The following is a 22,633-nucleotide window of genomic DNA, read 5'->3' as shown; positions in this document are numbered from 1 at the left end:
AAACATCGTTCGATTGCTGGTTTTTTAGCAGGCGTATTTTCTTCACTATGTGCGTATCAACTTTGCCAAAAGAATAAGCCTAAAATTCATGTGATTAAATCTTTGGCTTATCCGTAACTGGGGTTATATTAACAATCAAAACTCAAGGAAAATAGTCCTTAGTTAAATCAAACGACACTTTATGTCGTGTCGCTTATATCTCTGACCTGAAGGACTGAGTTTTACGCTCCATTTGATAAAAAAGCCATGATCAACATGGCTTTCAATGTTCCTAACGCAGGATGATAAACAGATTATAAATAATCGCCTTCACGCTCTGGCTGATACAAAATCTTCTCAATTTTGACTTTCATCATATGACCATCGGGCTGTGGCCATTCAATTTCCTGACCTTCAGCTAAACCTAAAATGGCAGTCCCGACAGGTGCAACCACATTCACCTGCCCTTTCTCACCTTTAAAGTCATGCGGATAAACCAAGGTAATTTCAGTCGGTTCTTTTGCAGGTGCAATGGTAATCAATGCGCGGGCATTCATGCTCACCACATTATTCGGTACATCTTGTGGCGCAACCACTTCAGCACGTGCCAATTCATCTTCTAGATGTTGCATCGTTGGCGTCAATTTAGGTTGATGCTCAAGCATCGTTTCCAAACGGTGCAAATCTTGTTCTGAAATAATAATCTTTGGTCTAATCATTTACTTTTATTCCTGTCATTCCGACAATACTGTCATCATCAGCTTGCCTACAATCATATTCAATACGCTTAAGTTATAACAGAAATTCAGCTTATTGAACGAAAAATCAATTTTTTACATCCATAAAAAAAGCCCCCTTGAGGGGCTTTTCTCAAGGCTGTGCTTATTTTGCGTAAACTGGGAATTTCGCGCAAACAGCTTCAACTTTTGCTTTTACAGTATTAATTACAGCTTCGTCACCTTTGCTGTCAAGAATGTCTGCAATCCAACCTGCAAGATCACGTACTTCTGCTTCACCAAAACCACGTGTAGTTACCGCTGGAGTACCGATACGGATACCAGAAGTTACAAATGGAGAACGTGGATCGTTCGGTACAGAGTTTTTGTTTACAGTAATGTGCGCAGCACCTAACCATGCATCTGCATCTTTACCTGTAATATCTTGCTTGATTAAAGAAAGCAAGAACAAGTGGTTTTTCGTACCACCAGATACTACATCATAACCACGTTCAATAAGAACTTCAGCCATCGCTTGCGCATTTTTAACAACTTGTTGTTGATACGCTTTGTATTCAGGCGCCATTGCTTCTTTAAAACAAATTGCTTTTGCTGCAACTGCGTGTACCAATGGACCACCTTGGTTACCAGGGAACACAGCAGATTGTAATTTTTTCTCGATCTCTTCGTTTGCTTTCGCAAGAATTAGACCAGAACGTGGACCACGCAATGTTTTGTGTGTAGTAGTAGTCGTTACGTCAGCAATTTGCACAGGGTTCGGATATACACCAGCAGCCACTAGACCTGCTACGTGTGCCATATCTACAAATAAATAAGCACCAACTTTGTCTGCAATGTCGCGGAAACGCTGCCAATCTACAATTTGGCTATACGCAGAGAAACCCGCAACAATCATGCGTGGTTTGTGTTCAAGCGCTAAACGCTCAACTTCTTCGTAATCAATTTCGCCAGTTTCTGGGTTTAAACCATATTGGATAGCGTTATATGTTTTACCTGAGAAGCTTACTTTTGCACCATGAGTCAAGTGACCACCATGTGCCAAGCTCATACCTAACACAGTGTCGCCTGGGTTAAGTAAAGCTAAGTAAACTGCAGAGTTTGCTTGTGAACCAGCGTGTGGTTGAACGTTAGCATAATCTGCACCAAAGAGTTCTTTAGCACGGTCAATCGCCAATTGTTCAATAATATCTACGTATTCGCAACCGCCGTAGTAGCGTTTGCCTGGGTAGCCTTCTGCATATTTATTGGTAAGTTTTGAACCTTGAGCTTCCATTACTGCAGGTGAGCAGTAGTTTTCAGAAGCAATTAACTCAATATGAGCTTCTTGGCGCGCATCTTCATTGGTGATCGCTTGAGCTAATTCTGGATCAAATTCGGCAATAGAAATATTGGCAAACATTAGCGAGGTCCTATTAATTTAGGGCTTTTAAGCCGTGCTAAGATTGGCGCGTATTGTAGCATAAAGTTTGTGAACTGAGAGAATGAACTTTGCTCAGTTTTACATAAAAATAGCTCATGTTTCAGATAAAACATGAGCTATTTTAGGTCAAATCAATCTTTATCGTAATTCAACAACTTATTGAATAGGCATTAGTGATTGAACATCTTTGACAATCTCATCCATATTATCCACATACACCGAACCATGATCCCATTTTTGCTCTACAGGTAAATCCTGATCAGTGACGTAATGAATTTTAGTTCCCATCCCTTGAGCTGACTGAACCAAGTAATCCGTGACTTGTTTCGGTACAGTTGGGTCAGCCGTTCCTTGATAAATAAATATAGGCGTACTGATTTTCACTTTTAATGGCTGTGAATCATTGGTTAAGAAATCTTTAACTTCAGGGATGGTCGTCATGAAATTTGGTTGAGTACGTGGATAACCATCCAATGTTCCATAAGTCTGTGCGTGCTCTCGCATTGACTGAGCCATACTCTCACCTAATGCCTCATAACAGATAGACTCTGCCTGAGCAGCAAGTTGATCTGTTGGTCACACAAATATTTCAGAATATTGCAAGGTTGGAGCAGTATTTCTTAGCCCCGCAGCAATTAGAGCAGTAAACGTATCTAGTGGCACAAGTGTCTGTGCTTTCTTTATTACATCTGGCTCTTGAGCCGCTTTTTGTTCACCACCCGCCAATACCAACGCTAAATTTGATGCAGGTGCGATAGCTATGGCACCCTTATAATTTAACTGCGCCCGCGATGCATACTGTGCTGCACCTAAAGCCGCATGTCCACCCTGTGAATGTCCAACTACACTCCATCGCGTTTCTGCAGTATTACCCAAAAGCTTGCTTGCAGCGACAACAGCATCTGTAATCGAATAAGCTGCACTTTTTAAATTCAAGAATGGATGTAATTCTTTACCACTCGGTTCGCCTAAACCTTCGTAGTCGGGTGCAACAACGGCATAACCTGCTGCCAATAGTTTAGCAATGAAGTACTCATTTCCATTTAAACCTTGACGACTTGGTGCACACGCATCTGCCACGCCTGTTGTGCCATGTGCCCAAACTACAAGTGGCCATCCGCCCGTAGGTTTAACTGTTTGAGGGGTAAAAACAAGTGCAGTTGCTTGAGTTTCCCGTCCATTTACACCTAACATTTTATATGTCATCAATGTTTTAGATGAACTCACTGCATTTAAAAGATTATTCGCATTTTCACCCTGATCCCGATAAAGCTCTGTTTTCACGACTGGGGCACTAAAATTATATTTCGGAATACCATCCTCAACAACCACAACACTCGTATCGTCATGATCATCATTACAGGCGGTTAAAAACAAACTGCTGCTGGCCAAAGCCACGCTTAACCATATTTTTTTCATTTGCTTACCCTTGTCTTCATATTCTTATTAATTGCATCCTTCGCAATCTTTATTTGTACGCTTTTTTATCGTATCAGGCAAGATTTCAACAATTAATATGCAAGTGTATTTTATTTTAAATTAAACACTTACGGTAAAAATCAGTAAATTGATCACATATACAAGTGCCTATTAAATTTCAATTCAATTTGTCATACGCAGCGGCTAATGTTAGATTGCATTTTTATTGAATGACGCAAGCGAATCAGGACATGCAGGCAATTATTCTCGACACTGAAACCCATACTTTAAATGGACAACCCATTGAGATTGCCTACGCCCCCATTCAAATTCAAGATGGCAAAATCAGTCTAGATAAAAGTCAAATTTTCGATCAGTTATATCAAGTCGATGAGCCAATTTCATTCGCAGCGATGGCGGTACATCATATTTTAGAATCAGATTTAATTGATCAACCGCATTACAGTAGTTTCGAATTACCTGCCGAAACCACCTATATTATTGGGCATAATATTGATTACGATATTCGCGCTTTAGAAAAATGTGGTGTGGATACTTCTAAAATTAAAGCCATTTGCACTTTAGCACTTGCACGTCGTGTATGGCCGAATGCTGAAGCACACAATATTTCAGCTTTAATTTATATGATTACCAAAGGCAGCGAAAAAGCGCGTGATATGATTAAAAAAGCGCATCGTGCCGATATGGATATTATTTTAACGGCCAATATTTTGATGCACGAAGTTCATCAATTACAAATTCAAAGTATTGAAGAACTCTACACTGCCTCAGAAGAAGCACGTATTCCACAAATTATCAATTTTGGTAAACATCGTGGTACGGCAATTGCTGACCTTCCTGCCGATTATGTGCAATGGTTATTAAGACAAGAAGATTTAGATCCTTACTTACGCAAGGCGCTCGAAAATACCAGTATTTTGACTTTATAAATGTTTCAAGTGAATCTTATTGCATTTACCTGTCATAAATTATTCATATTATTGTAATTTTCAAAGTCTATGCTTTGCCTTAATTTATTGGGGAAATAAATTAAGGCTCATGTTTAATTATCAAAAAACTCAACTCGGTCTAGATGCATTACAACAGCGCACACGTGATTTGAATGCACGTCAACGTCGTTTATTGGTACTGATTGGTACTGAAGATTTTGATTTACTCGGAGATCAGTTCAAGCAACGTCTTGCACCACCTGAATTGATTGAACAGCTATTAGATATGCACCTGATTGCCCCTGCTGCGCTTGAGCAAGACACTTTGCAACACCAAGAGCAAACGGCTAACATTCTGCTGCAACAAGAGCAAGAGCCATCATCTACCACTTTACACACAGAAATTCATAGCCAACTTGCAAGCAGCACCCCGCAAGCGCATGCTGAAAGTTTGGCAGAACCAATCCACACCCAACATCTTCAAGTAAATTCAGTTCCTGCATATTTAGAAGCACGTGTTGCAGCTGCCATCAATACAGAACAGCCCGCTGAACAACCTGAACCCCAAGCAGAAATACAGCCTGAAATTACCGCTTTGAGTTTTGAAGATGTAAAATTTCTCATGATGGATACTTTGCAGCGTCATTGTGGATTAATGGCAAAACAACTGATTCAGCGAATTTTACAAGCTCAGGATATTCGCAGCTTAAAACTCTGCCAAATGCAATGGATTACCTCTTTGCAAGAAACTCGTTTACCACCGAAAGCACTCAATCAGATTTTGCAGCAAATCAACCACTCTCTGCAAAAGCTTAATCCGACTTAAAGCTTAGATTTTTTTACTTAGTTTTAAGTCTTTTTAACAATTAAAACCATGCTCAGGGACATATGGATTAATTTATTTTTATTACTTTTCAACATCTTAAAAACACATATAAACCTTAGATCCATTATTCCTATAAAAGCTAAGACTTTAGCGGCATAGCCCCGACTGATAAAAATCAGCGATATAGTATTTTCTAGAATTGTTGAGGCACAGGGTTATGATGAATTATGCATTTTTTTTAGCGTTTGATGCTTATGACAATCCAATGCAACTCAGTAAAGTTGGCAATTGGGTGATTACCTTTTTAAGCCCAAAAGATCAGGAAAGCCAAATACAGTTAGCGATTACCAATGTGTTGCCGCGTCAAATTTCAGCACATTTACAACCGCGACGCATAGTGATTCAACAAAGTACAGATGCCCAGCTCTGGCAAATCTTGCAAATTGAATGTTTTGATAGTCAAACCAATCAAGAGTTGAGTTTTCAACCCGATGATGACATTGGGCAAGCGGTCATTCAAAAAATTATTCAAGAGTTTGATAAATACGATGTAAATATCCAACTTGTAGAAGATCAGACGGTTTAAAGCGATATGTTTTACACTTAATGAGCACTTTATTTACGTGTGCTTTAAAAATCCTGCGCACAAAAAAGCTCATCGAAATGAGCTTTTCTAAAAATAAAGTAGTCTCACAAATATTTACTCCAACACACGGAAAATACTATCAGACTCGCGGCTTTCAAACAAAAGTTCGATGCTTGGTAAAATCACTTCACCTTCCACAATAATGTGTTCAATTTTGTGAAATAGTGCCAAACCCGCTGCCAATGAAGTTTCTGGGATATTACGTAGCAATGCTTTTGCTTCGTAAATATGGCTAAACTGGTCTTTAACTTTAATATCGATGATTTGCGTCATTGTTGTTCCCTTTTTCTTGACGGAAATTTTTTATACCATAGCTTATAAATTTTTTAAAAAAGTGAGTTGTTAGATTGTTTGACAATGTAGTATTTTTTTAAACTAAATTTAAATTATCTAATAAATTCAAACACATATTTTTTAAAATTTTATTTACAACTTACAAAACCACAGTAAATTTGCTTGTTTTTCATTCTAGCACAGAAAAAACTCGCATTGCTGCGAGTTTTTTTATGTTGGAAGGCTAGTGCTGATTTTATTGTTTGAACAAGAGTTACAAACTTAACGAGCTGTCATTGATCCGTCCAACTGCATCGTAGCGTCTATTACATTGAATGACCTACTGTAGTTTTAATATAGTGAAACTTATTTTTTGCTGCAATAGCCCACTACATTTCAACACATTCACACAGCAAAATTTCAATTGATTTAATTTTCAGTTACGGCATAATTTTATGCGGTTAAAAGCTCCAGCTTTGCGATTAGCTTCTGCATAACTTGGCGATACTTTCAAATAATAAGAAGTCGACGATTATTCAATTAACTCAATTTCATAATCAACATCTTGCAGCATATCTTTATTGTATAGCTTTACCATTGCTGTTGCTTCAGCATAATCGTAGAACAAACCTTCTGCGACGGCTTTACTGCGAAATTCCGTGGTACCAATTTCATTATCATGCGGAACAAAATATAAGTTTTCTGGAATGAGTTTAACGATATAGCCCACGAAGCTGCCCTCAGATTTTTCAGTTTTAAAATATGTGAGTTTTATATGCTGAAAAACGTGATCAGGCTATGGCAAATAAGATCGAATGTTTATCTTAATTTTTTATATACTTTTCAACTATTTTTTATATTACAGTTCAATGCTTATATACTAATTTGGTGCGCTCAGCGGGCACTTTCCGAAATTTAAGGTTTTCTTACTATTCCTTACTTTTGCTTATTTTTCCTTTGTTTTTATAACTTTAAGTCTATCCAAACAATTCAATAGTTTAATGTTTTCTTATTATTCCTTACTATTCCCTATATATTGATTACGCCAAAATTACGCCAAGACTTATTGAGAGAGAATTATGGCCACCTTTAGACAAAGGGGTGATGCTTGGCGGGCTGAGATTAGTGTGAATGGTACTCGGGAAAGTGCGACATTCGACACTAAGACTCAAGCTCGCGCATGGGCATCTAAACGTGAAACTGAATTGAGAGAGTTATCACGCGGAAAGCTACCTGATTATACATTAAATTGTGCAATTGAAAGATACATTGCTGAAGTGTGCCCAAAGCACAAAGGTTGTGATGCTGAGATTAAGCGATTCAAGGCATTTCAGAAAAACTTTCCTAAGCTATGCAAAAAACACATTGCCAAAATTACCACAGATGATTTTGTGACTTGGCGAGATGAGCGGCTAAAGAAAGTTAAGCCTGCATCGGTACGACGTGAGGGAAATATACTGTCAGCTTTGTTTACAGTAGCGCGTACAGAATGGAAGTGGATTTATGATTCACCCATGAGTGATTTAAAGATGCCGCCACCGCCTGCACATCGTGATAGACGAATCGCAGAAGATGAAATTGATCGGCTTTGCCTTGCTGCTGACTTCAACAATCAACCACCTGAAAACTTTACTCAGCAGATTATGATTGCCTTTTTGCTTGCGCTTGAAACAGCAATGCGGGCTGGTGAAATACGTGGATTGACTTGGGATCGGGTTTATTTAAAAGATAGGTATGTCACGCTTGATGAAACAAAGAATGGTACAAAGCGACACGTTCCACTTTCTAGGCGTGCTGTTGAACTACTTGAGTTAATGAAGGGAATAGATAGCCATAACGTATTTACTGTGAAAGATGCTAGTTTTGATACGCTTTGGCGAAAGTTGCGAGATAAGTGTGAAATTGAGGATTTGCATTTTCACGACTCAAGGCATGAAGCATGTACCAGACTTGCAAGAAAGCTTGAAGTTTTGGACTTGGCTAGAATGATTGGCCACAAGGATTTACGCAGCTTGATGGTTTATTACAATGCCACAGCAAGCGAGATTGCGAACCGATTGGATTAGCATTTATCCACATTTTAATAATTTAATGTATTCTAAAACAGCAAACCCGAACACTCCTTGCTGCGTAGGGTTTGCGCCAACAATAAAGGAGTTATAAAAAAGCGTTATAGGTGATGATCTTCACTTATTCAAGAATTTAAAAAATTACACGAATTTATCCAGCCCTTATGTTATGATTTACAAGTTCCAAATTATGGAAGATATACAGTGATCATTACTAAAATTAAATTACGCAATTGGTATAGCTTCAAGGATTGCTCCTTAGACCTGAGCTACCCAAGAAAGATTGTAGACTCAAATATCCCATTTGAGTATTTGGATGCTTTTGAGAATATTCGTTTCAAGAGAGTTGTTATCTTGTCTGGGGCTAACGCTACAGGAAAAACTTCGTTTGCTAAAATTTTGCTAGCTATTAGAAGTTTTATTTCAAGCGGAGAATTAAACCGCTATTTTTCTGAAGGCATAAACAAGAATGAAACTTCTCTCGGTTTTATGGTTGAGTTTATTGATCAAAACCCAATGCCAGAAAACATTGATTGCAGCAATCAAGATACTGATTTCAAAAATTATGACTTTTATCACCAGTTAGAGGTGATAGTCACAAAAGACAATCAGGTTGCCCCTATCCCATTTTTTAAATTTTGCTATAAAGCAATAGAGATTAAAAAGACTGACAGTATCGAGAGTCTCAGAACATTATTATCTTCAATAGAGGATGATAGTTCATCAAAAAAATCACGAAAAACTATATATATAAATTCACTCAATGATTCATATGGCTCAAAAGAATACATAGAAAAGCTTTTTGCCTTCAAAAATCTTAGATTAACAAAGCATTGGAACTTTCTATATAACGATCATAGTGATGATACTGTTATAAACTCCAAGGTATTATTGAACAAGGATATTTTACAAGCAGTATTAAAAACCTTTGACCCCAGTGTTGAAAATGTTGAAGATGCATACCAAAAAAACAAGCCCGAAGAGCCAAATGGTTTTTTTGTAAATTTTTATAATGGCAATAAAATATACATAAGTTCAGAGGGTGCTGTAAATGATGAGAAACATTTACTCTCACTAGGTACATTTGAATCTATTAAAATTGCCAACTTTATTTCAATTGTATTATCTACTCAAGGTCGAAGAGGATGTACTTTTTTCCTAGATGAGGGGATGTCTCATGTGCAATCGGAAATTGAAAGAACAATTGTCAATCTGATAATTCAGAAAATGAATCGTTACAGTCAGTTCTTTTACACCACACATAACTATGATGTATTGGATATGAACCTCCCAATACACAGTTATTTATTTATTAGAAAAGATGAGGAGTATAACTCTTACTTCATTAGACCAGAGGAAACCTTTAAAAAGAATGATAGATCAATAGTTAATTACATTAAAAATGATGTGCTTCGCACCTTGCCAAACACAACGCTTCTAGAAGATATTCTTATGCAGGATTAATAATGAAAAATAATATTATTTATTATCTTGTTGAAGGTGAGTGTGAAGATCATTTTATTAAACACGCAGGTTTGATGGGTAGGATTCTCAAGGTTGATTTAAGCGAGCGATCTGAGGCACAGATTTCAAAATTACTAACCAACCTGCCAAGAAACAAAAAATCCATCATTTTCTATGTTGTTTTTGACACCGATGTCTTAATTCAAGATAGGGTTAAGCTAGATAAATTCATTACCAACATTCGTTTTTTACATAAACGGGGATATGCAGTTAAACTACTTCAGCAGCACAAAACTTTTGAAGAAGAATTGTATTGCTGTCTTAGAATCACTAAGCAGAAATTGTTTGATAGATTTAATGCTCGGAATGACAGAGAATTTAAGCAAAAATTTATTTCAGATAAAAAACCTTATGTAAAATTGCTTGAAATTAATCCAAATTTTTCATTTTGGTCATCTGAGCTTATTAGTGAGTTGAGCGAATTTGAGGCATTATTATGTCCTTTTATTACTCTAACAAAAAAACCATAATCCATTAGCCCAAGAATTAAAAAAGCACATTAGTGAGAGCCTTAAAATATAAGCAATATCGTTATTGTAAAACTGGAAAAAATGCCCTCACTTGAGGGCTTTCTTATATGCATTGCCAAGCTTCACATCATAAGAATTTCTAGCATAAGCAGGACCATTGTAGCCACGTGCAAATGCTTTCCAGTCCTTATTCTTTAAAGCGTTGATAAGTTTATTGGTCACAATGAATCGGCACATTGCTTCAAGTTGTGATGCTTCGTCACGATACGTCGCATTAATGAAGTTCTGCAAAGTTGGATAGCCCAAAGCTTTCCAGTGATAACCCATCACCTGACCGATTCCCCATGATGCGGATTCTAAAGCCGACTCACGGTGATATTGAGCAGCAGCATTCAAACGTCCATGCTGCGCAGAATATAAGCCATAGTTGCCCATAGTTTTGTTGCACAGATCAGGACGCTCTCGCATTGCCTTGTCCGCTATTGCCGCTTTACCATTTGCGATAAGTCGCTGTCGAAATACATGGCGTTCAAATAGAATCACTGGTGTGCCATCAGCATTAAACCCGCTGCCCTTGCATTCAACTTCAATCACGGCTTTTAATGCTGCGACTTCGATACCAAGCCCCAATGCTTGTGCTTGAATCTGAGCTTCAGTTAGTTTTTTGCTCATCATTATCTCCGTGCAATTCGGGTTGATATTTCAAGCGCGAAAAAACACTTAGTACATTGTTTAAAAAGCCAAGCCATAGCACCCATGAGTGTGGCAATAGTTCTTTAATTTCTTGTGGCACAGCTGCCCAAAATTGCGGAAAATTAGAGCCAAACAACCAAAGTAGTTCAAAAGCCGCATACATCAAGACGTAAAAAAAGGCGCTAATTGCACCTACTTGCACTGACTTGAGTTTCCAAGCTTGTTTCCAGTTATCAATCAATTTCATTACATCCACCTTTTTTACACGTCATTTTTCGCATATTGGTTCTATGCAATTCTGCTGCACGCTTATTTTCTAAAAACTTAAACACTAGATTCACAATAAAGCCCGCTAAAGCGACTGCAAAACCGAGCCACGGCAATATGTCTATTGATAAAAGCCAAGCGATGAAGCCACCGCCTGCCCCAACGTATGTAGTTTTACTTGCTGCTGCTGATACTGTTGCTGCAAGTTCTGCAGCGGCTTGCTTCGTTTCAGACACGATGCCCCCTAAATTTTGGTAATAAAAAGCCCCGAAGGGCTTTGGTTAAGTAGCCGTAACCAGTGCAGGCACTGCTGCCCAAGTGCCAGGATTTCCGTTACCAACACAAACCCATTCTGACGGCTGACCAACCCCTGGAGCGACATTAATAGCTCTATCGCCATCAAAAGAATCGTAGCCTGTAGGTTTACCTGTTTCAGTGTAATGCACAGCATTCCAGAGTGCATAAACACCATCACCCTTCACACGCTTATATTCACTAGCCCCAACCTTAAACTCAGAGCCTAGCCCTGCGGGTAATGTCGGTCTACCGAGAACATTAGTCTTATGCTTAACAGATGATTTGCCAAGCACTCCAGCAGCCCAAGTTGGTTGTTGAGTAAAGCCACTACCGACCTCGCTATTACCAACAAACTCAAATTCACTCACTGTACATGCACCTGAAAGTATTTTGCGAGAGAACGCAGAAGATTGCGATACACAAGTGTTTCGCTTAATGCTCAGCCGTTTAATAGATGTTACTGCGTTGAATGCAATGCACTCTTTATACGAATTATCAGTTGTCGAGTTACACTCATTAAATGTATTACCCTCAATATCTACTGATACCTTACCAACACTTGTAATAACACCGAACTCAATAGGTCGACCAATGACCCCTTGAAAGCTATTGTTCTTAATGGATATGTTTTCAATATCTCCAACATAAACACCGAAGAATCCAGGTGAGTTGATCGCTCGTTTATCTCCGATAATATTATTACCTGTTATTGATAAAGAACCTGTCATTGGGGTAATTACTTGTGTTGCAAAGTCCAAGAATCCCGCACCATCAACGGTTGCAAAAGTGCAGTTATTTTGAGCAAAGATAATGTCGCGAATATCGAAGTTGTTGTAGACCCAGAGATGCCACGCTTTACGCGCTTTAATATTGTTGTTTGCAATAAGAACAGAATTTAAGCTGCGTACTGTTGCTGCTGTAATAACCCCAACATTAAAGTTCAGAATGTTATTACCTGTGATTACCTGATTGTGAGAGTGGCACTCGATAGCGGTAGAAGTTAAACTTTCATTATCGTTCGTAAGCGTATTGCTGTTAATGATGGCAGACTCAGCAGTAACATAGAAAGAGCTGTGATCGCCCTGAATATTCCCCGCAATATCCTGTCCTGTTTTATACACCCTGCAATGAGTAATCATTGCGCTTTTTACGGTAGGAAGTTGCTCATTTGTACCAAGACTAAACACCTGCTGACCACCAGCGTTGATTACATGGACATTTTCAATTTGAACCTGATTGGCTATGCCAGTTGCAACAACCCATTGATCGTAACCATAGTTGCTTTCTGGCAAGTTGCCCTGCCCGTTTGCATCAATAAAAAGATTTGAAACTGAGATATTCCCTAAGTTCTCCGTGTAGTTATAAAAACAGTAGAATTTTTTATTGGGGAATGCTCCGACTTTGATCTTTGACTGTGGACCGAACCCAACAACGCTCACATTAGGTCTCAGCAAAACTAGAGTGTCCACGTTCACTCCTGTTTTATTTGTCTTTGAGTTCAGCAAATATTCCCCATCTGGGACGATTAATGTGCCACCTCCCTGTTCATGCAAGTAGTCTAAAGCATCTTGAAATGCCTGTCTGTCGTCAGTAATACCATCACCAACCGCACCAAATTTTTTAAGCGTGTAGAACGGGAATAGAAATTGATTAATTTCCTTTTGATTGTCATTAATCTGTTTCTGGTTTTCATCTCCATCAACAACAAAAGAAGCGTCCCAGCCTTTATTATTAAAATCTACAAGAATGAAAGCGCTATTTCTATTTTTAATCACAATAGAATGTTGTGCTGTTTTTAAGTAAACCTTGGTTGGACTTCCATTGCGCACTGGGTAGCCATTTCGGGTGCGAATTGGCTGTGCCGCTGGCACTGTAAAGTCGGCATCCCAAAACACCTCTATTGGAAAAAGCTCAGGGTCTTTTCCATACTCCCCAAAAAAGATAAAACCCGCATCAAGCGGGCTTCCATCAATATCAGCAATAGCTGTGTAGGGTGCTAAAAACATAGTCATAACTATTAACTCCTTGGGTTTAATGCGTCTTCTACACGCTTGCGGATTTTCCGATCTTTAATGTGTTTGGTTGAGAGGCGTAATGCACTTGCGACTGGTGCTGGGAATCCAGACATGCCAGATAATACAAGGTCCATTGCTGCCGATAAGGTTGCTGCTGTGTTGCTGTGATTGATTGCTGCTGATGTTGGTACAGTGAAGATTGTTTTGGATACCTCATTTAAGGCCCGCAACTTATCAGCACCTTGTTTACCAAAGATAAAATCAAGCTTGTCATCTAGCTTGCGGATCTGTGCGTTCAACTTGGCCGGACTGATCATTTGATTGCCCTGGGCATCTGGCGCAACACCTTGTGTTGCCTGGTCTTTAATATCCCGCAGCACGGATGCTTGGATTTCACGCCATGCCTGTTGACCTTCTGGGCCAGCAGTCATGATGGTTCGCTTGGCTTGCCTCAAGTCATCCAGTGAGCCGCGATAAACAACACGATCCACCACATTCTCAAAAGCAACTTTACGGTCATCGGTGCCTTTCTTGGTTTCCACCAAATCTTTGACAATAGCGTGATTCTCCCACTTGTCAGCAAAGCGTTTGCGCTCAATCCGAGCAGCTTTATACAAACTTCCCGCATGCGGCTCAATATGTGCATCAATGAAGTTTTTAAGGATGGTGGCTTGCCTGATATTTGGCGCTTCTTGATTCACGTTTCCGTTAATTTCAGAGCGCCATTTTTCGAGCTGCTTGATTGTTGGATTACCTGGTACAAGTTGACCATCTTCACCACGCTGAGCAATACCGAGCGCTTCCGCAGTCCGTTTTGCTGCAGTAATGATGGGTGTGGTTGGTAGTTCAGGCTGTGAGTTCAGGTAATCAATAACTGACAAATCACCATCCTCTAAAACCGAAACAGGATTAGTAATATCAACAGGCGTGGTCGCTTCTTCAGAGTCGTCAGCCTTTTTATAAGCTACACGCACACGGTTTTTGTCTGCTTGCATTTGCTTTTGCAGAGCATCATCCACCAATAAGCCTGCTTCACGTGCGCTAACTTTTTCGGCGCCAGTCTGGTCAATAAAGACATCTATCGACTGCTGCACAGCTTGGTGTTGCTGCTCATAACGTTGGCGAAGTGGAGCGCCCATCTCTTCGTCTTTGGCGGTTTCAACCTCAAATTTAAGCTGACCTGGATCACGGCTAATCTGCCCTTGCGTAAGTTCGGGCTTAACTGGTAAATCCTCTGCCAAAGCTTGACGAACAGTGGCTTGATCAACCTGAGCTGCACCAATGTTGGCTGGTGCTGGACCAGTATCGTTATTGCGGCTAAATGTGTTTTTGGCTGCCTCTGTTACTGCTGCGACTGGTCGTTTTGCTTGCTCTACCACTTGAGCCACGACAGGTTTTGCAGCTTGTGCTACCTCTCTTGCGGCTGTGGTAGCGACTGGCACAGATGCGCGCCCTAATGTCGCAGTAGCAGCACCTACACCACCACCCAAGACAGGCGGCAATGTATCAAGTCCTGTGTCTTCAATAAACTCACCAACTGCGCCTACAGCACGTTGACCGCCTGCTGTTCTTGGTTCATAGGTTAGCGTGTTAGAAAGCTGTGTGGCTCGATTTACGGCATTTTGTGTGCCTTGCTGTGTTCCAAATGTGCCATCAACAACAGATTCAGCAATACCATGCAAACCGCCTGCAGCCTGACCAATAGCACCACCAACCGCACCAGTTGCAAGTGTTAAACCTGCCTCTGCTCCACCGATAAGTTTATCCATTGTGCTCAATGGTGCTTGTTGTGGTGGGGTTTTTGGCATTTCAGGTGTAACAATCTGACCATTAGCATCAAAATCAGGGAGCGAACTTTGGTGACTTGTGGGCTTCGGTAGTTTAACGATATTGTCTTTTAAGTCTCTTTCTAGGGCTGCCCTCTGTTGCTTGCTGAGCTTTCCAGAGTAATAAGCATCAGATACATTTTGAGGTAGCATGACTGGCTCAACTGTTTTTTTCTGCCCCATTAATTTAGCACCACTGGGTAGCATCACCTTGCCAGCCTTTACGTCTGACTCAAAAGCATTCTTTTGCTCAGTTGTGAGCTTTCCACCGCGGTATGCTTTGTAGACATCAGCAATGGTTGGTTGTTTCTGAGCCTCTCGTTTACTCTTAACGCGATCAAATGTGCTGCCACTCATTCCAATATCGCTCCATGATTTTTTTGGTTGCTTGTAACTATCTGGCGCAGAAGGCAGGGAAGCCCAAGTGCCACCTGATTTCTTGACTGCTGTGGGAATATCCCCTTTTAAGACATAAGGTAGTGCACCGTTTTGAGCTAGTAGCGCAACAGCGGCAATATCTTGGTTTTTGGGTGAAAAGTCTTTCAATCCGAGTTGTTTTGCAAGGCCGTTCCAAGTTGACTCTAGGAATTGGTAACGACCCGCAGCACTGGTTTTATTTTTTTTGCCATCGGTCTGGGTGAACTCTTTTAGAACACCAGGATGTTTACTTAAATCACTTAAACGCTCGTTACCAAACATTGTGTGGTAGCCATGCTTCACACCCTCAGCCGAAGCAATCACCCCTAGCATTTTTCGAACATTTGGGTTTTTTAAATGTTGTTCAATTTCTTGTCGTGACAGCATTTACTTTTCCTTTGGGCAAATAAAAAACCACCCAAAGGTGGCTTGTTTTTAACTTGGTTGATTCTTTCAGGGTTTATAATCCCATAGTGCACCATTCTCACCGCAATTTCTTTCAATGGCATTCATTGTGGTTTCTGTATCATAACCACCTTTTCGCCACTCATTTACAGCAACCTGAATATATGCCCTGCAATTAGCTGGCAACCCCAACTCATTGCCATAAATTGGCCTGCTATTCGGATCTTCTTTAGAGCAAGCACTTAGACCCAAGACAATAACTAAAATTAAATATCTCATCCTGATGCATTACTCCTTTCAAGGTCGCTCACTCTTTCATTGAGCTTATTAATTTGGTGTTGTTGCGTATTAATCCGATCCTCTAAAATCAGAATAGATTTATTAAAGGCCTTTTCTTGCTTTATGATTAAGTATGCAAGAACAGTAAATGCAAAAATAACCAGCCACATCACATAGCCCCTTAAATCCGACAGCCCTTGCTTTCAATAGCATGTCTAACAGCTTCTTTTTCACCTCTAACATTGGCAAGTTCTGAAGCTTCCACACCATCGCCCTGACCGTAACCCCACCACATTGCTTGCATTGTGCTGGTCTTAATTCTCTGTTCCTGAGCTATTACAAGCTGATTCTCTCTTCTTGCTAATGAGTTCGCCTCGCCTGCTAACTGTGAGCAATTGAAATTCTCATAACGCAAACCAGATGTATAAGATCCTGTTATTTGTGACGGTTGAGTTGGCATATTCATGCAGCCGACAAGAGATACAGCAAACCCTGCTAGAATAATATTTTTCATGTGATAACCCCCTTTATTTTTAAAGAAAGGTTATCACAACTTTAAGGCGAAATATTAAAATAGATCGCTTGACCAGTGGTTGCCTGCTGACTACGACTTTGTTTGTCTTGATTCTTGAGCACCTTCCCTAAATTCTTTTGGTAAAACTCAGTAAATGGAGTGCCTTGTGGAACACGAACACCCAGCACTTCAATGTCGCGCTTACTTGAGCCAAGTTGCCCATTCTGATTAACCCACTCAGCCTTCATCTGCTTGTGGGCTGCATCAACCTCACTCATTTTAGCCACACCGCGCAAGAACGTTGTAATGGTGGTCGAATCTGCATTTGATGGTGGAAATCCTTTGCGCGCCATCTCAATATCCTTATCTGTTGCTGGGCCAGGTGGTAAAGCTTTAAGTACCTCACTGTTAATCAGGCGGTCATATTCCCTCATCATAGCGTTTTGCTCATCATTTGAGAAACCAGTTGCACGTTTAAATCCCGCCCATCCTCTTGTCCATACACCGCCAGCCTGAGACTCTTTAGCATATCGATCGGCAAGACTGTTGAGTTTTTGGGATTGTGTCTGAGCGGCTGCTGAGTCTGTAACAAGATCATTTACAAGTTTTTCCGCCCCTGGGCTTAACTTGGTTTGGCTTTGACCTAACTCTTCAAGCTTTAATTGGGTGTTGGTCTCCAGCTTGTCATACTCCAACCCTAACTGCCCTGCGCGATACTCAATCTGAGACTTGACATTCTCAATGCTCCATTGCTTTTCATCGGGCAGCCATTCATTCTCAATCTCAGTCTGTTCTGTTTCAGCTTTAATTTTTCCTATCTCAGCCTGAGTTTTAGGACCATACCAACGTGTTTCGGTGTTGGTTTTTTCAGTTTGCGCTTTCGTGAGGTTGATTTCTTCAGGCAGCTTTTGGTTTTCGCCTAATGCACCTAACACATCTTTAAATTGCGATGGCGTGGTTGACGCAAGCGTTAGACCGGATATTGTTAAAAGTCCGTCAGGATCCGTTTCTGCCATTGCTGCTAGTGTTCGCATTTGATCTGCGGTTGTTTTGTCCCCTGCATTCTCATAACCCAAGGCTTCAGTTTCAAGAATGGATTTTGCAACGTTTGGTTGTCCACCAGATAAGGCTGCATAGATGCGTGATGTTGTCTTGAATGTGGCTTGTTGCTTACCTGAATCAAGAACATCATAAGAGCGCTTAAAATCTTCCGCTAAAGATGGAAACCGCGCCATGATGTTTGCATAATCTTCATGAGTTTTATTTGGTTTTGATGCAAATGATGAAAGCTCTTCTTGCATTTGCTGCTTTTGAATGGCTTCACGTTCAGCTTGCTCTTTAGCTTGCATGAACTGCCCAATCTGCATCCCTTGAGTGAGACCAGTCATAGCTGTCTGAATAGGGTTTTGCACATCAAGCATATAATTAATAGGCTGCACCATAATTAAAACATCCCCATCATTTTCATTCCTGCAACTTGACCAATTGCACCAGTTACGCCATTCCACATATTTGCACTGGCTTGACCTTGCGCCAACGCTGCACCTGCCTGAGCGGCACCAGTTTGCTGGTACAAATTAGAAATATTGCTAGCTGTTTGCATGCCTGCGTTACCTGTGCCTGCTGCTGCGTTTTGACCCAATGATGTTAATCCAGCATAATTTTGGTAACGCTGATTAATCAGTTGGTTTAGCAACTGTGGTCTGAATTGAGCTAAAGCCGCTTGAGTATTGCCGCCACGCAGTCCACCAGTAGCTGATGCATTTTGCAAAATGGCATTTTCGCCTTGTTGCAAATAAGTCTGCATTTCAGAGCTGTTGTTAATATTATTAATCGCTGCTTGCTGTGCTGCATTGCCATTAATACCAAGCAAGTTTTGCTGACCAGTCAAGCCACTAAGACCTGCATCCGCATAAGGTTTTAAGAGTTTCTGAACTGCATCAAACTGTCGACGCTGCTCCTCCACGCTCTTTTCAGATGCGTCAATTTGAGCATTGGCGGCTGTATTGGCTGCACTTTTTTGTGCTTTTGATGACATTGCGCCACCAACAATCGAAGCGCCGACCACCCCTACCGCTGCTGCAACTGGCATAAGTATTCTCCTTTGGTTAAGCCTACCAATGTTTGGTCAAGCAATTTACCGTTTTTTAAGAATGATTGAGTCAAAACACCTTCTTTTTTGAATCCAAGTCGAAGCGCATAAAACAGGGCTTTTTTATTGGTAGAAGGCGTGTAAGAAATAGCTTTTTGATATTTACTGAATAGGTAATCAAGTAGTAACCGCCCTGCCTGAAATGCTTCATTGCCACGTAGCAACAAACAGGTGTGAATTTCTGCTGTCACTGCATTTTGAGGAGCGAGCATAAACAAACCTTTGATTTCTTCATCCTGGTAGATTCCAAGACATTCAAAGGCGTGAGGTAATTGCTGGATTTCATGATTCTTCGATGCATCGTCTGAAATATCATCATTGACTGCAGCATCTAAAATCACACGATTAATCACATCAATATCACTTAGAGGCTGCAGTATAATCATGTGACCTCTCGCCCTGATGCCCGAATAGTGAGTGAACTGGCAGCACTAGCAATCATGCTAATCGCATCGCCTGCCTCCAACACATGCCCGACCAATTCAGGGCAAACATAAGTTTCGTCAGCCGCAACAGCCTTGTCTTTAATGATTGCATTGGCGTCATCTACAGCACCACCTGATGGCACCAGATTACAACTAAACGTCACTGCTGCCCCTGTGGTATTTGTTACTGTCACCTTATCAATCATGGTTTTAACTGATGCAATATGTTGATTGGTTTGAACATCTTCCAGTTGTTTTGATGGAATAATATTTTTTACTTTGACAGCCATTAGATCATCTCCAATGAGTTAATTTCTTGATATTGAATTTGAGTGGGTTCTGGTGATTCAGTGTGGATATGTTCATAACGTGGCGTTAAGTCGTCAAATTGACAGCTGCACTGATGCACTGGCTCCATTGCCTTAACTTCTGCTAAAGCTTCAACCGCCTGAATCAAGGCGATTGCTAACGCACCTTGAGCTGCTGCACTTTCGACCTGAAACTGAATTTCATCTAGGCTTCCATCTTGTCGATTGAACTCACCAGGTATAACCTCAAAAACCTGCTCAAAAGCCTTTAGGGTTCTTGGGTCTTTAAAAATCTTGGCAAGTTCTTCGCGACTTGGTTTTTTAGGTCTAACTAGCATTTAAACCCCCAGTGGCTCTACTTTTGCCTCTAGTCTTGCAACTGATAAGCGTGCTGCCGATGTGCCTGTAAATCGTTGGATACGCCAATTTTGCATATAACCCTGCTGGAACCACACAAGGCGCTTTGTGCGCTCTCCACGCTTACCCACGCTGATAAATTTAGGCATGGACCACTCAATACCATCTACAGAATATTGCGTATAAATCCGAGATTCTTTGCCAAACGCATTACGACCAGTTAAAGCAACCAATTCGAGTTGGTGAAAGATTGCACCGCTTGATTCGTTGTAAACAATCGCTGTTCCAAACTGCCATTCGACCACATCACCCCAATGCTCACCAGACTCATCTGTTAAAACGCCTAGCTTCGGCTCAGTGGTATGACCAACAAACCATTTGTTATAGGCATGAGTCATGTTTCGAGCTTTATAACCACCACCACTATTTAAAATGAACCATGTTGGCTGACCAGTTGTTTGTGATGCAACCGAGTCATAGACCAGTGTTTGATCTGGTAAATGAATGTATAACCATGAATGACCATCTACCTGTCGAGATTCAAGCAAACAGTCCGATAATTGATCTTCAGTGTAATTTGAAAGAATCTGCTCAACTTCACGTGTTGCAATCTTTTGCGCAGAACCAGCGGATGAAATATAAACTGTGATGGCTTCATTTCGCCCACCACCAAGCATAACGATTGCATCCATATAGACACATGCAGTCTTTTTGCTTAGTGTGCCCTTCATGGTTTGAGCGCCATCAATGCGCTGAAATGGAAAAAACTCACCGCCAACGTTATCAAATACCTCAATCGTGTGTCGGTTCAGCACATAGACTTCATTTCGAAGCTTGATTAGACCGACAATTGGATCAGGATCGACTTCTGAAGAGCCGTATTTAAGCGGATTCACTTCAAATGGGTTATTTAGCTCAGTCACAACAATGTTGTTGCTGTCGCTTGTCATGAAATAACCATCCACCCAAATCACATCATGCACAGCGCCCAGATTGGAATCAGTGACTTGCTTGAGTGTGCCGTTGTATAAGTACAGGGCACTTCCTGCATTAATGGCTAGATAATCAAATGAGTAGTCAAATGAACATAGCCCACCTGATTGCACGCTACCAATTTCTACAACCTGACCAGATGCTGTGATTTTTACAAATTTTGTGCCGCAAACTCGATAGTGCTCGCCACGCCAAACAATTCCACCGCGATCTACACCAGGCAGATCGACAACATGGTTAATGCCCTCGGCTGGTCTTAAATATCCTGCTGAAATCCCCTGTCCTTTTGGAACTGGAATCAGGTTTACTGGATAGGCTGTGCGAAAGTCAGAGTTATTGTCAGTATAGATTCCATCCAAAATAGGGATTTGCATATTTACCCCACTCGATACCAAGTATTAGAGAGTTTGTCGTACTTCAATTTAAAGAAGCCATTTGCAGCTAAGGCATTTGGCGCACCAATCACAAGTGCATTATTCCCATCAACCGAGAAGTTATCCACCTGTTGAGCGCAAGCAACCAACAAGACTTGTCCATCAGTCACGGTGTAACGCTCAGGCAGTTTGATTGAGCCTGTGGTTATGCTTACAGATGGGTTTAAAATCAGATAGGTGCCAACCTCGTGGTTTTCGATGTTGAGTGTGAAGTTTGTATTTGGATTGAAGTGCTGAATATTGATTGGTGGATAATCAACTTTCTTAATACTTTCTTGGATTTTCTCAATTAGCAAATCAACTGGCGCACCTCGATAATCCTGATTGTTTGCACTCCAAATCACCACCGAGTCGCTATCGCCAATCTTGTCTGTGATATTTAATCGTTTATTCATTTGTGAAACTCACTGATGTGTCAGGTGCAAAAACTGTTTTGGTAAGTGTTTTTTCAACGAAAGGTAGACAATCGCCTTTATGCCCAGCACCACGCGGTAAAGATGGGTCAAGCTGAACTCTTGGTGGGTTGCTAAGCATGGCTAACTGAATCGTTTCAAATGCATCTTTTGCCATAGCTTTTAATTCAATAGGCACAGCCTTGCCAAAAGAGCTAGCAAGTCGGATAGCTAAATTTAAGCGAACCGCTTCAACTGCATAATCTGGAATATGAGTTTCCTCGTCCAGATCACCACTTTTCGCACTTGATGCTAATGGATAACCAAAGCGAATATCCTTGGCATCCCATAAACCCATCATGGTGTCAAGCTTGCGCTTAGCACTCTCAACCTGCTCAGGCTGCATATCGAACACATAATGAACCGTACCGGGTTTGTCGGAGACCAACTTTCTTGAGAGAATGTTCCAATGACAAAACCAAAATATACCCCTGAAATCAGAGAAAGAGCGGTTCAATTATTGATTGAATCTGAAAAAGATTATCC

26 protein-coding genes and 2 pseudogenes are annotated in these 22,633 nt (G+C 40.7%); 7 read left to right on the top strand and 21 right to left on the bottom strand.

The annotated features are described in order from the left end of the window. Positions 1-117, top strand: a pseudogene (locus tag FTV41_RS12410) (IS982 family transposase); the annotation flags it as partial. A gap of 176 nt (positions 118-293) precedes the next feature. Here FTV41_RS12410 and rnk read toward each other — a convergent pair. The 3 genes and pseudogenes from rnk to FTV41_RS12395 all read right to left on the bottom strand — a co-directional run bounded on the left by rnk (position 294) and on the right by FTV41_RS12395 (position 3,555). Further along, positions 294-698: a nucleoside diphosphate kinase regulator gene (gene rnk, locus FTV41_RS12405; RefSeq protein ID WP_004972920.1), complete on the bottom strand. Its 405-nt coding sequence runs from the start codon at positions 696-698 to the stop codon at positions 294-296. A 163-nt stretch (positions 699-861) separates the two neighbouring features. Continuing rightward, a complete protein-coding gene (gene glyA, locus FTV41_RS12400; protein WP_019836649.1) occupies positions 862-2,115 on the bottom strand; it encodes a serine hydroxymethyltransferase in 1,254 nt (417 codons plus the stop codon). A 177-nt stretch (positions 2,116-2,292) separates the two neighbouring features. Beyond that, a pseudogene (locus FTV41_RS12395) lies at positions 2,293-3,555 on the bottom strand (alpha/beta fold hydrolase). Positions 3,556-3,806: 251 nt separating this feature from the next. Here FTV41_RS12395 and FTV41_RS12390 point away from each other — a divergent pair. From FTV41_RS12390 to FTV41_RS12380, 3 genes are all read left to right on the top strand, one after another. Then, positions 3,807-4,505, top strand: a complete 699-nt coding sequence (locus tag FTV41_RS12390) for an exonuclease domain-containing protein (protein WP_026438378.1) — start codon at positions 3,807-3,809, stop codon at positions 4,503-4,505. Between the two features lie 109 nt (positions 4,506-4,614). Beyond that, on the top strand, positions 4,615-5,331 hold the full coding sequence (locus tag FTV41_RS12385; protein ID WP_179988940.1) for a hypothetical protein: 717 nt from the start codon (positions 4,615-4,617) through the stop codon (positions 5,329-5,331). Between the two features lie 217 nt (positions 5,332-5,548). Next, positions 5,549-5,917, top strand: coding sequence for a hypothetical protein (locus tag FTV41_RS12380; RefSeq protein ID WP_004972910.1), 369 nt, complete (start codon positions 5,549-5,551; stop codon positions 5,915-5,917). 114 nt (positions 5,918-6,031) lie between these two features. Here the strand turns inward: FTV41_RS12380 and FTV41_RS12375 are convergent, their stop codons facing one another. Both FTV41_RS12375 and FTV41_RS12370 read right to left on the bottom strand, forming a co-directional pair. Continuing rightward, positions 6,032-6,250: a hypothetical protein gene (locus FTV41_RS12375; RefSeq protein WP_004972907.1), complete on the bottom strand. Its 219-nt coding sequence runs from the start codon at positions 6,248-6,250 to the stop codon at positions 6,032-6,034. 532 nt (positions 6,251-6,782) lie between these two features. After that, on the bottom strand, positions 6,783-6,980 hold the full coding sequence (locus FTV41_RS12370; RefSeq protein WP_004972905.1) for a hypothetical protein: 198 nt from the start codon (positions 6,978-6,980) through the stop codon (positions 6,783-6,785). A 349-nt stretch (positions 6,981-7,329) separates the two neighbouring features. Between FTV41_RS12370 and FTV41_RS12365 the strand changes: the two genes are divergently transcribed. The 3 genes from FTV41_RS12365 to FTV41_RS12355 all read left to right on the top strand — a co-directional run bounded on the left by FTV41_RS12365 (position 7,330) and on the right by FTV41_RS12355 (position 10,313). Beyond that, on the top strand, positions 7,330-8,316 hold the full coding sequence (locus tag FTV41_RS12365; protein WP_179996642.1) for a site-specific integrase: 987 nt from the start codon (positions 7,330-7,332) through the stop codon (positions 8,314-8,316). Between the two features lie 207 nt (positions 8,317-8,523). Beyond that, on the top strand, positions 8,524-9,783 hold the full coding sequence (locus FTV41_RS12360) for an AAA family ATPase (protein ID WP_179996641.1): 1,260 nt from the start codon (positions 8,524-8,526) through the stop codon (positions 9,781-9,783). Between the two features lie 2 nt (positions 9,784-9,785). After that, a complete protein-coding gene (locus FTV41_RS12355) occupies positions 9,786-10,313 on the top strand; it encodes a hypothetical protein (protein WP_179996640.1) in 528 nt (175 codons plus the stop codon). A gap of 87 nt (positions 10,314-10,400) precedes the next feature. On the opposite strand, the gene FTV41_RS12350 is transcribed toward FTV41_RS12355, so the two are convergent. The 16 genes from FTV41_RS12350 to FTV41_RS12275 form a co-directional block, all read right to left on the bottom strand. Further along, positions 10,401-10,985 (bottom strand): N-acetylmuramidase family protein, encoded by a 585-nt coding sequence (locus FTV41_RS12350; RefSeq protein WP_179996639.1) that lies wholly within the window; start codon positions 10,983-10,985, stop codon positions 10,401-10,403. Beyond that, complete coding sequence (locus FTV41_RS12345; RefSeq protein WP_179996638.1) at positions 10,966-11,253, bottom strand: hypothetical protein; 288 nt, start codon at positions 11,251-11,253, stop codon at positions 10,966-10,968. Before FTV41_RS12345 ends, FTV41_RS12350 begins: the two co-directional genes overlap by 20 nt. Next, the gene (locus FTV41_RS12340; RefSeq protein WP_179996637.1) at positions 11,240-11,509 is read right to left on the bottom strand and encodes a holin; all 270 of its coding nucleotides are present in this window, start codon (positions 11,507-11,509) and stop codon (positions 11,240-11,242) included. Before FTV41_RS12340 ends, FTV41_RS12345 begins: the two co-directional genes overlap by 14 nt. A 45-nt stretch (positions 11,510-11,554) precedes the next feature. Beyond that, the gene (locus tag FTV41_RS12335; protein WP_179996636.1) at positions 11,555-13,582 is read right to left on the bottom strand and encodes a glycosyl hydrolase family 28-related protein; all 2,028 of its coding nucleotides are present in this window, start codon (positions 13,580-13,582) and stop codon (positions 11,555-11,557) included. Positions 13,583-13,587: 5 nt separating this feature from the next. Then, positions 13,588-16,215 (bottom strand): glycoside hydrolase family 104 protein, encoded by a 2,628-nt coding sequence (locus tag FTV41_RS12330; protein WP_179996635.1) that lies wholly within the window; start codon positions 16,213-16,215, stop codon positions 13,588-13,590. 66 nt (positions 16,216-16,281) lie between these two features. Continuing rightward, positions 16,282-16,512 (bottom strand): kynureninase, encoded by a 231-nt coding sequence (locus FTV41_RS12325; RefSeq protein WP_179996634.1) that lies wholly within the window; start codon positions 16,510-16,512, stop codon positions 16,282-16,284. Next, positions 16,509-16,682: a hypothetical protein gene (locus FTV41_RS12320; protein WP_179996633.1), complete on the bottom strand. Its 174-nt coding sequence runs from the start codon at positions 16,680-16,682 to the stop codon at positions 16,509-16,511. The genes FTV41_RS12325 and FTV41_RS12320 overlap by 4 nt, the downstream gene beginning before the upstream one ends. Before the next feature lie 11 nt (positions 16,683-16,693). Then, a complete protein-coding gene (locus FTV41_RS12315; RefSeq protein WP_179996632.1) occupies positions 16,694-17,026 on the bottom strand; it encodes a hypothetical protein in 333 nt (110 codons plus the stop codon). A gap of 41 nt (positions 17,027-17,067) precedes the next feature. Beyond that, positions 17,068-18,468 carry a hypothetical protein gene (locus FTV41_RS12310; protein WP_179996631.1) on the bottom strand — a complete coding sequence of 467 codons (1,401 nt, stop codon included), beginning with the start codon at positions 18,466-18,468 and terminating at the stop codon, positions 17,068-17,070. A 2-nt stretch (positions 18,469-18,470) separates the two neighbouring features. Beyond that, on the bottom strand, positions 18,471-19,118 hold the full coding sequence (locus FTV41_RS12305; protein WP_179996630.1) for a hypothetical protein: 648 nt from the start codon (positions 19,116-19,118) through the stop codon (positions 18,471-18,473). Continuing rightward, on the bottom strand, positions 19,097-19,564 hold the full coding sequence (locus FTV41_RS12300; protein ID WP_218945190.1) for a GNAT family N-acetyltransferase: 468 nt from the start codon (positions 19,562-19,564) through the stop codon (positions 19,097-19,099). The genes FTV41_RS12305 and FTV41_RS12300 overlap by 22 nt, the downstream gene beginning before the upstream one ends. Next, entirely contained in the window at positions 19,561-19,893 is a 333-nt protein-coding gene (locus FTV41_RS12295; RefSeq protein WP_179996629.1) for a hypothetical protein, read from the bottom strand. The genes FTV41_RS12300 and FTV41_RS12295 overlap by 4 nt, the downstream gene beginning before the upstream one ends. Continuing rightward, a complete protein-coding gene (locus FTV41_RS12290; RefSeq protein ID WP_179996628.1) occupies positions 19,893-20,249 on the bottom strand; it encodes a hypothetical protein in 357 nt (118 codons plus the stop codon). Before FTV41_RS12290 ends, FTV41_RS12295 begins: the two co-directional genes overlap by 1 nt. Next, positions 20,250-21,635 carry a packaged DNA stabilization protein gene (locus tag FTV41_RS12285; RefSeq protein WP_179996627.1) on the bottom strand — a complete coding sequence of 462 codons (1,386 nt, stop codon included), beginning with the start codon at positions 21,633-21,635 and terminating at the stop codon, positions 20,250-20,252. It abuts the gene before it with no gap. A gap of 2 nt (positions 21,636-21,637) precedes the next feature. Next, positions 21,638-22,090 (bottom strand): hypothetical protein, encoded by a 453-nt coding sequence (locus FTV41_RS12280; protein ID WP_179996626.1) that lies wholly within the window; start codon positions 22,088-22,090, stop codon positions 21,638-21,640. Further along, entirely contained in the window at positions 22,083-22,493 is a 411-nt protein-coding gene (locus FTV41_RS12275; protein WP_257221955.1) for a packaged DNA stabilization gp4 family protein, read from the bottom strand. The genes FTV41_RS12280 and FTV41_RS12275 overlap by 8 nt, the downstream gene beginning before the upstream one ends. Positions 22,494-22,633 lie beyond the last annotated feature (140 nt).

It is taken from the genome of Acinetobacter sp. YH16051, from assembly GCF_013417135.1.
GTDB lineage: Bacteria > Pseudomonadota > Gammaproteobacteria > Pseudomonadales > Moraxellaceae > Acinetobacter > Acinetobacter towneri.
Note: the sequence above shows the minus strand (reverse complement) of the source record. Positions and strands in the feature narration are given on the sequence as shown.

Coding starts and splice junctions, on each gene's coding strand:
- rnk (WP_004972920.1), bottom strand. CDS start 698: ATGATTAGACCAAAGATTATTATTTCAGAACAAGATTTGCACCGTTTG.
- glyA (WP_019836649.1), bottom strand. CDS start 2,115: ATGTTTGCCAATATTTCTATTGCCGAATTTGATCCAGAATTAGCTCAA.
- FTV41_RS12390 (WP_026438378.1), top strand. CDS start 3,807: ATGCAGGCAATTATTCTCGACACTGAAACCCATACTTTAAATGGACAA.
- FTV41_RS12385 (WP_179988940.1), top strand. CDS start 4,615: ATGTTTAATTATCAAAAAACTCAACTCGGTCTAGATGCATTACAACAG.
- FTV41_RS12380 (WP_004972910.1), top strand. CDS start 5,549: ATGATGAATTATGCATTTTTTTTAGCGTTTGATGCTTATGACAATCCA.
- FTV41_RS12375 (WP_004972907.1), bottom strand. CDS start 6,250: ATGACGCAAATCATCGATATTAAAGTTAAAGACCAGTTTAGCCATATT.
- FTV41_RS12365 (WP_179996642.1), top strand. CDS start 7,330: ATGGCCACCTTTAGACAAAGGGGTGATGCTTGGCGGGCTGAGATTAGT.
- FTV41_RS12355 (WP_179996640.1), top strand. CDS start 9,786: ATGAAAAATAATATTATTTATTATCTTGTTGAAGGTGAGTGTGAAGAT.
- FTV41_RS12350 (WP_179996639.1), bottom strand. CDS start 10,985: ATGAGCAAAAAACTAACTGAAGCTCAGATTCAAGCACAAGCATTGGGG.
- FTV41_RS12345 (WP_179996638.1), bottom strand. CDS start 11,253: ATGAAATTGATTGATAACTGGAAACAAGCTTGGAAACTCAAGTCAGTG.
- FTV41_RS12335 (WP_179996636.1), bottom strand. CDS start 13,582: ATGACTATGTTTTTAGCACCCTACACAGCTATTGCTGATATTGATGGA.
- FTV41_RS12330 (WP_179996635.1), bottom strand. CDS start 16,215: ATGCTGTCACGACAAGAAATTGAACAACATTTAAAAAACCCAAATGTT.
- FTV41_RS12325 (WP_179996634.1), bottom strand. CDS start 16,512: ATGAGATATTTAATTTTAGTTATTGTCTTGGGTCTAAGTGCTTGCTCT.
- FTV41_RS12320 (WP_179996633.1), bottom strand. CDS start 16,682: ATGTGGCTGGTTATTTTTGCATTTACTGTTCTTGCATACTTAATCATA.
- FTV41_RS12315 (WP_179996632.1), bottom strand. CDS start 17,026: ATGAAAAATATTATTCTAGCAGGGTTTGCTGTATCTCTTGTCGGCTGC.
- FTV41_RS12310 (WP_179996631.1), bottom strand. CDS start 18,468: ATGGTGCAGCCTATTAATTATATGCTTGATGTGCAAAACCCTATTCAG.
- FTV41_RS12305 (WP_179996630.1), bottom strand. CDS start 19,118: ATGCCAGTTGCAGCAGCGGTAGGGGTGGTCGGCGCTTCGATTGTTGGT.
- FTV41_RS12300 (WP_218945190.1), bottom strand. CDS start 19,564: ATGATTATACTGCAGCCTCTAAGTGATATTGATGTGATTAATCGTGTG.
- FTV41_RS12295 (WP_179996629.1), bottom strand. CDS start 19,893: ATGGCTGTCAAAGTAAAAAATATTATTCCATCAAAACAACTGGAAGAT.
- FTV41_RS12290 (WP_179996628.1), bottom strand. CDS start 20,249: ATGCTAGTTAGACCTAAAAAACCAAGTCGCGAAGAACTTGCCAAGATT.
- FTV41_RS12285 (WP_179996627.1), bottom strand. CDS start 21,635: ATGCAAATCCCTATTTTGGATGGAATCTATACTGACAATAACTCTGAC.
- FTV41_RS12280 (WP_179996626.1), bottom strand. CDS start 22,090: ATGAATAAACGATTAAATATCACAGACAAGATTGGCGATAGCGACTCG.
- FTV41_RS12275 (WP_257221955.1), bottom strand. CDS start 22,493: ATGCAGCCTGAGCAGGTTGAGAGTGCTAAGCGCAAGCTTGACACCATG.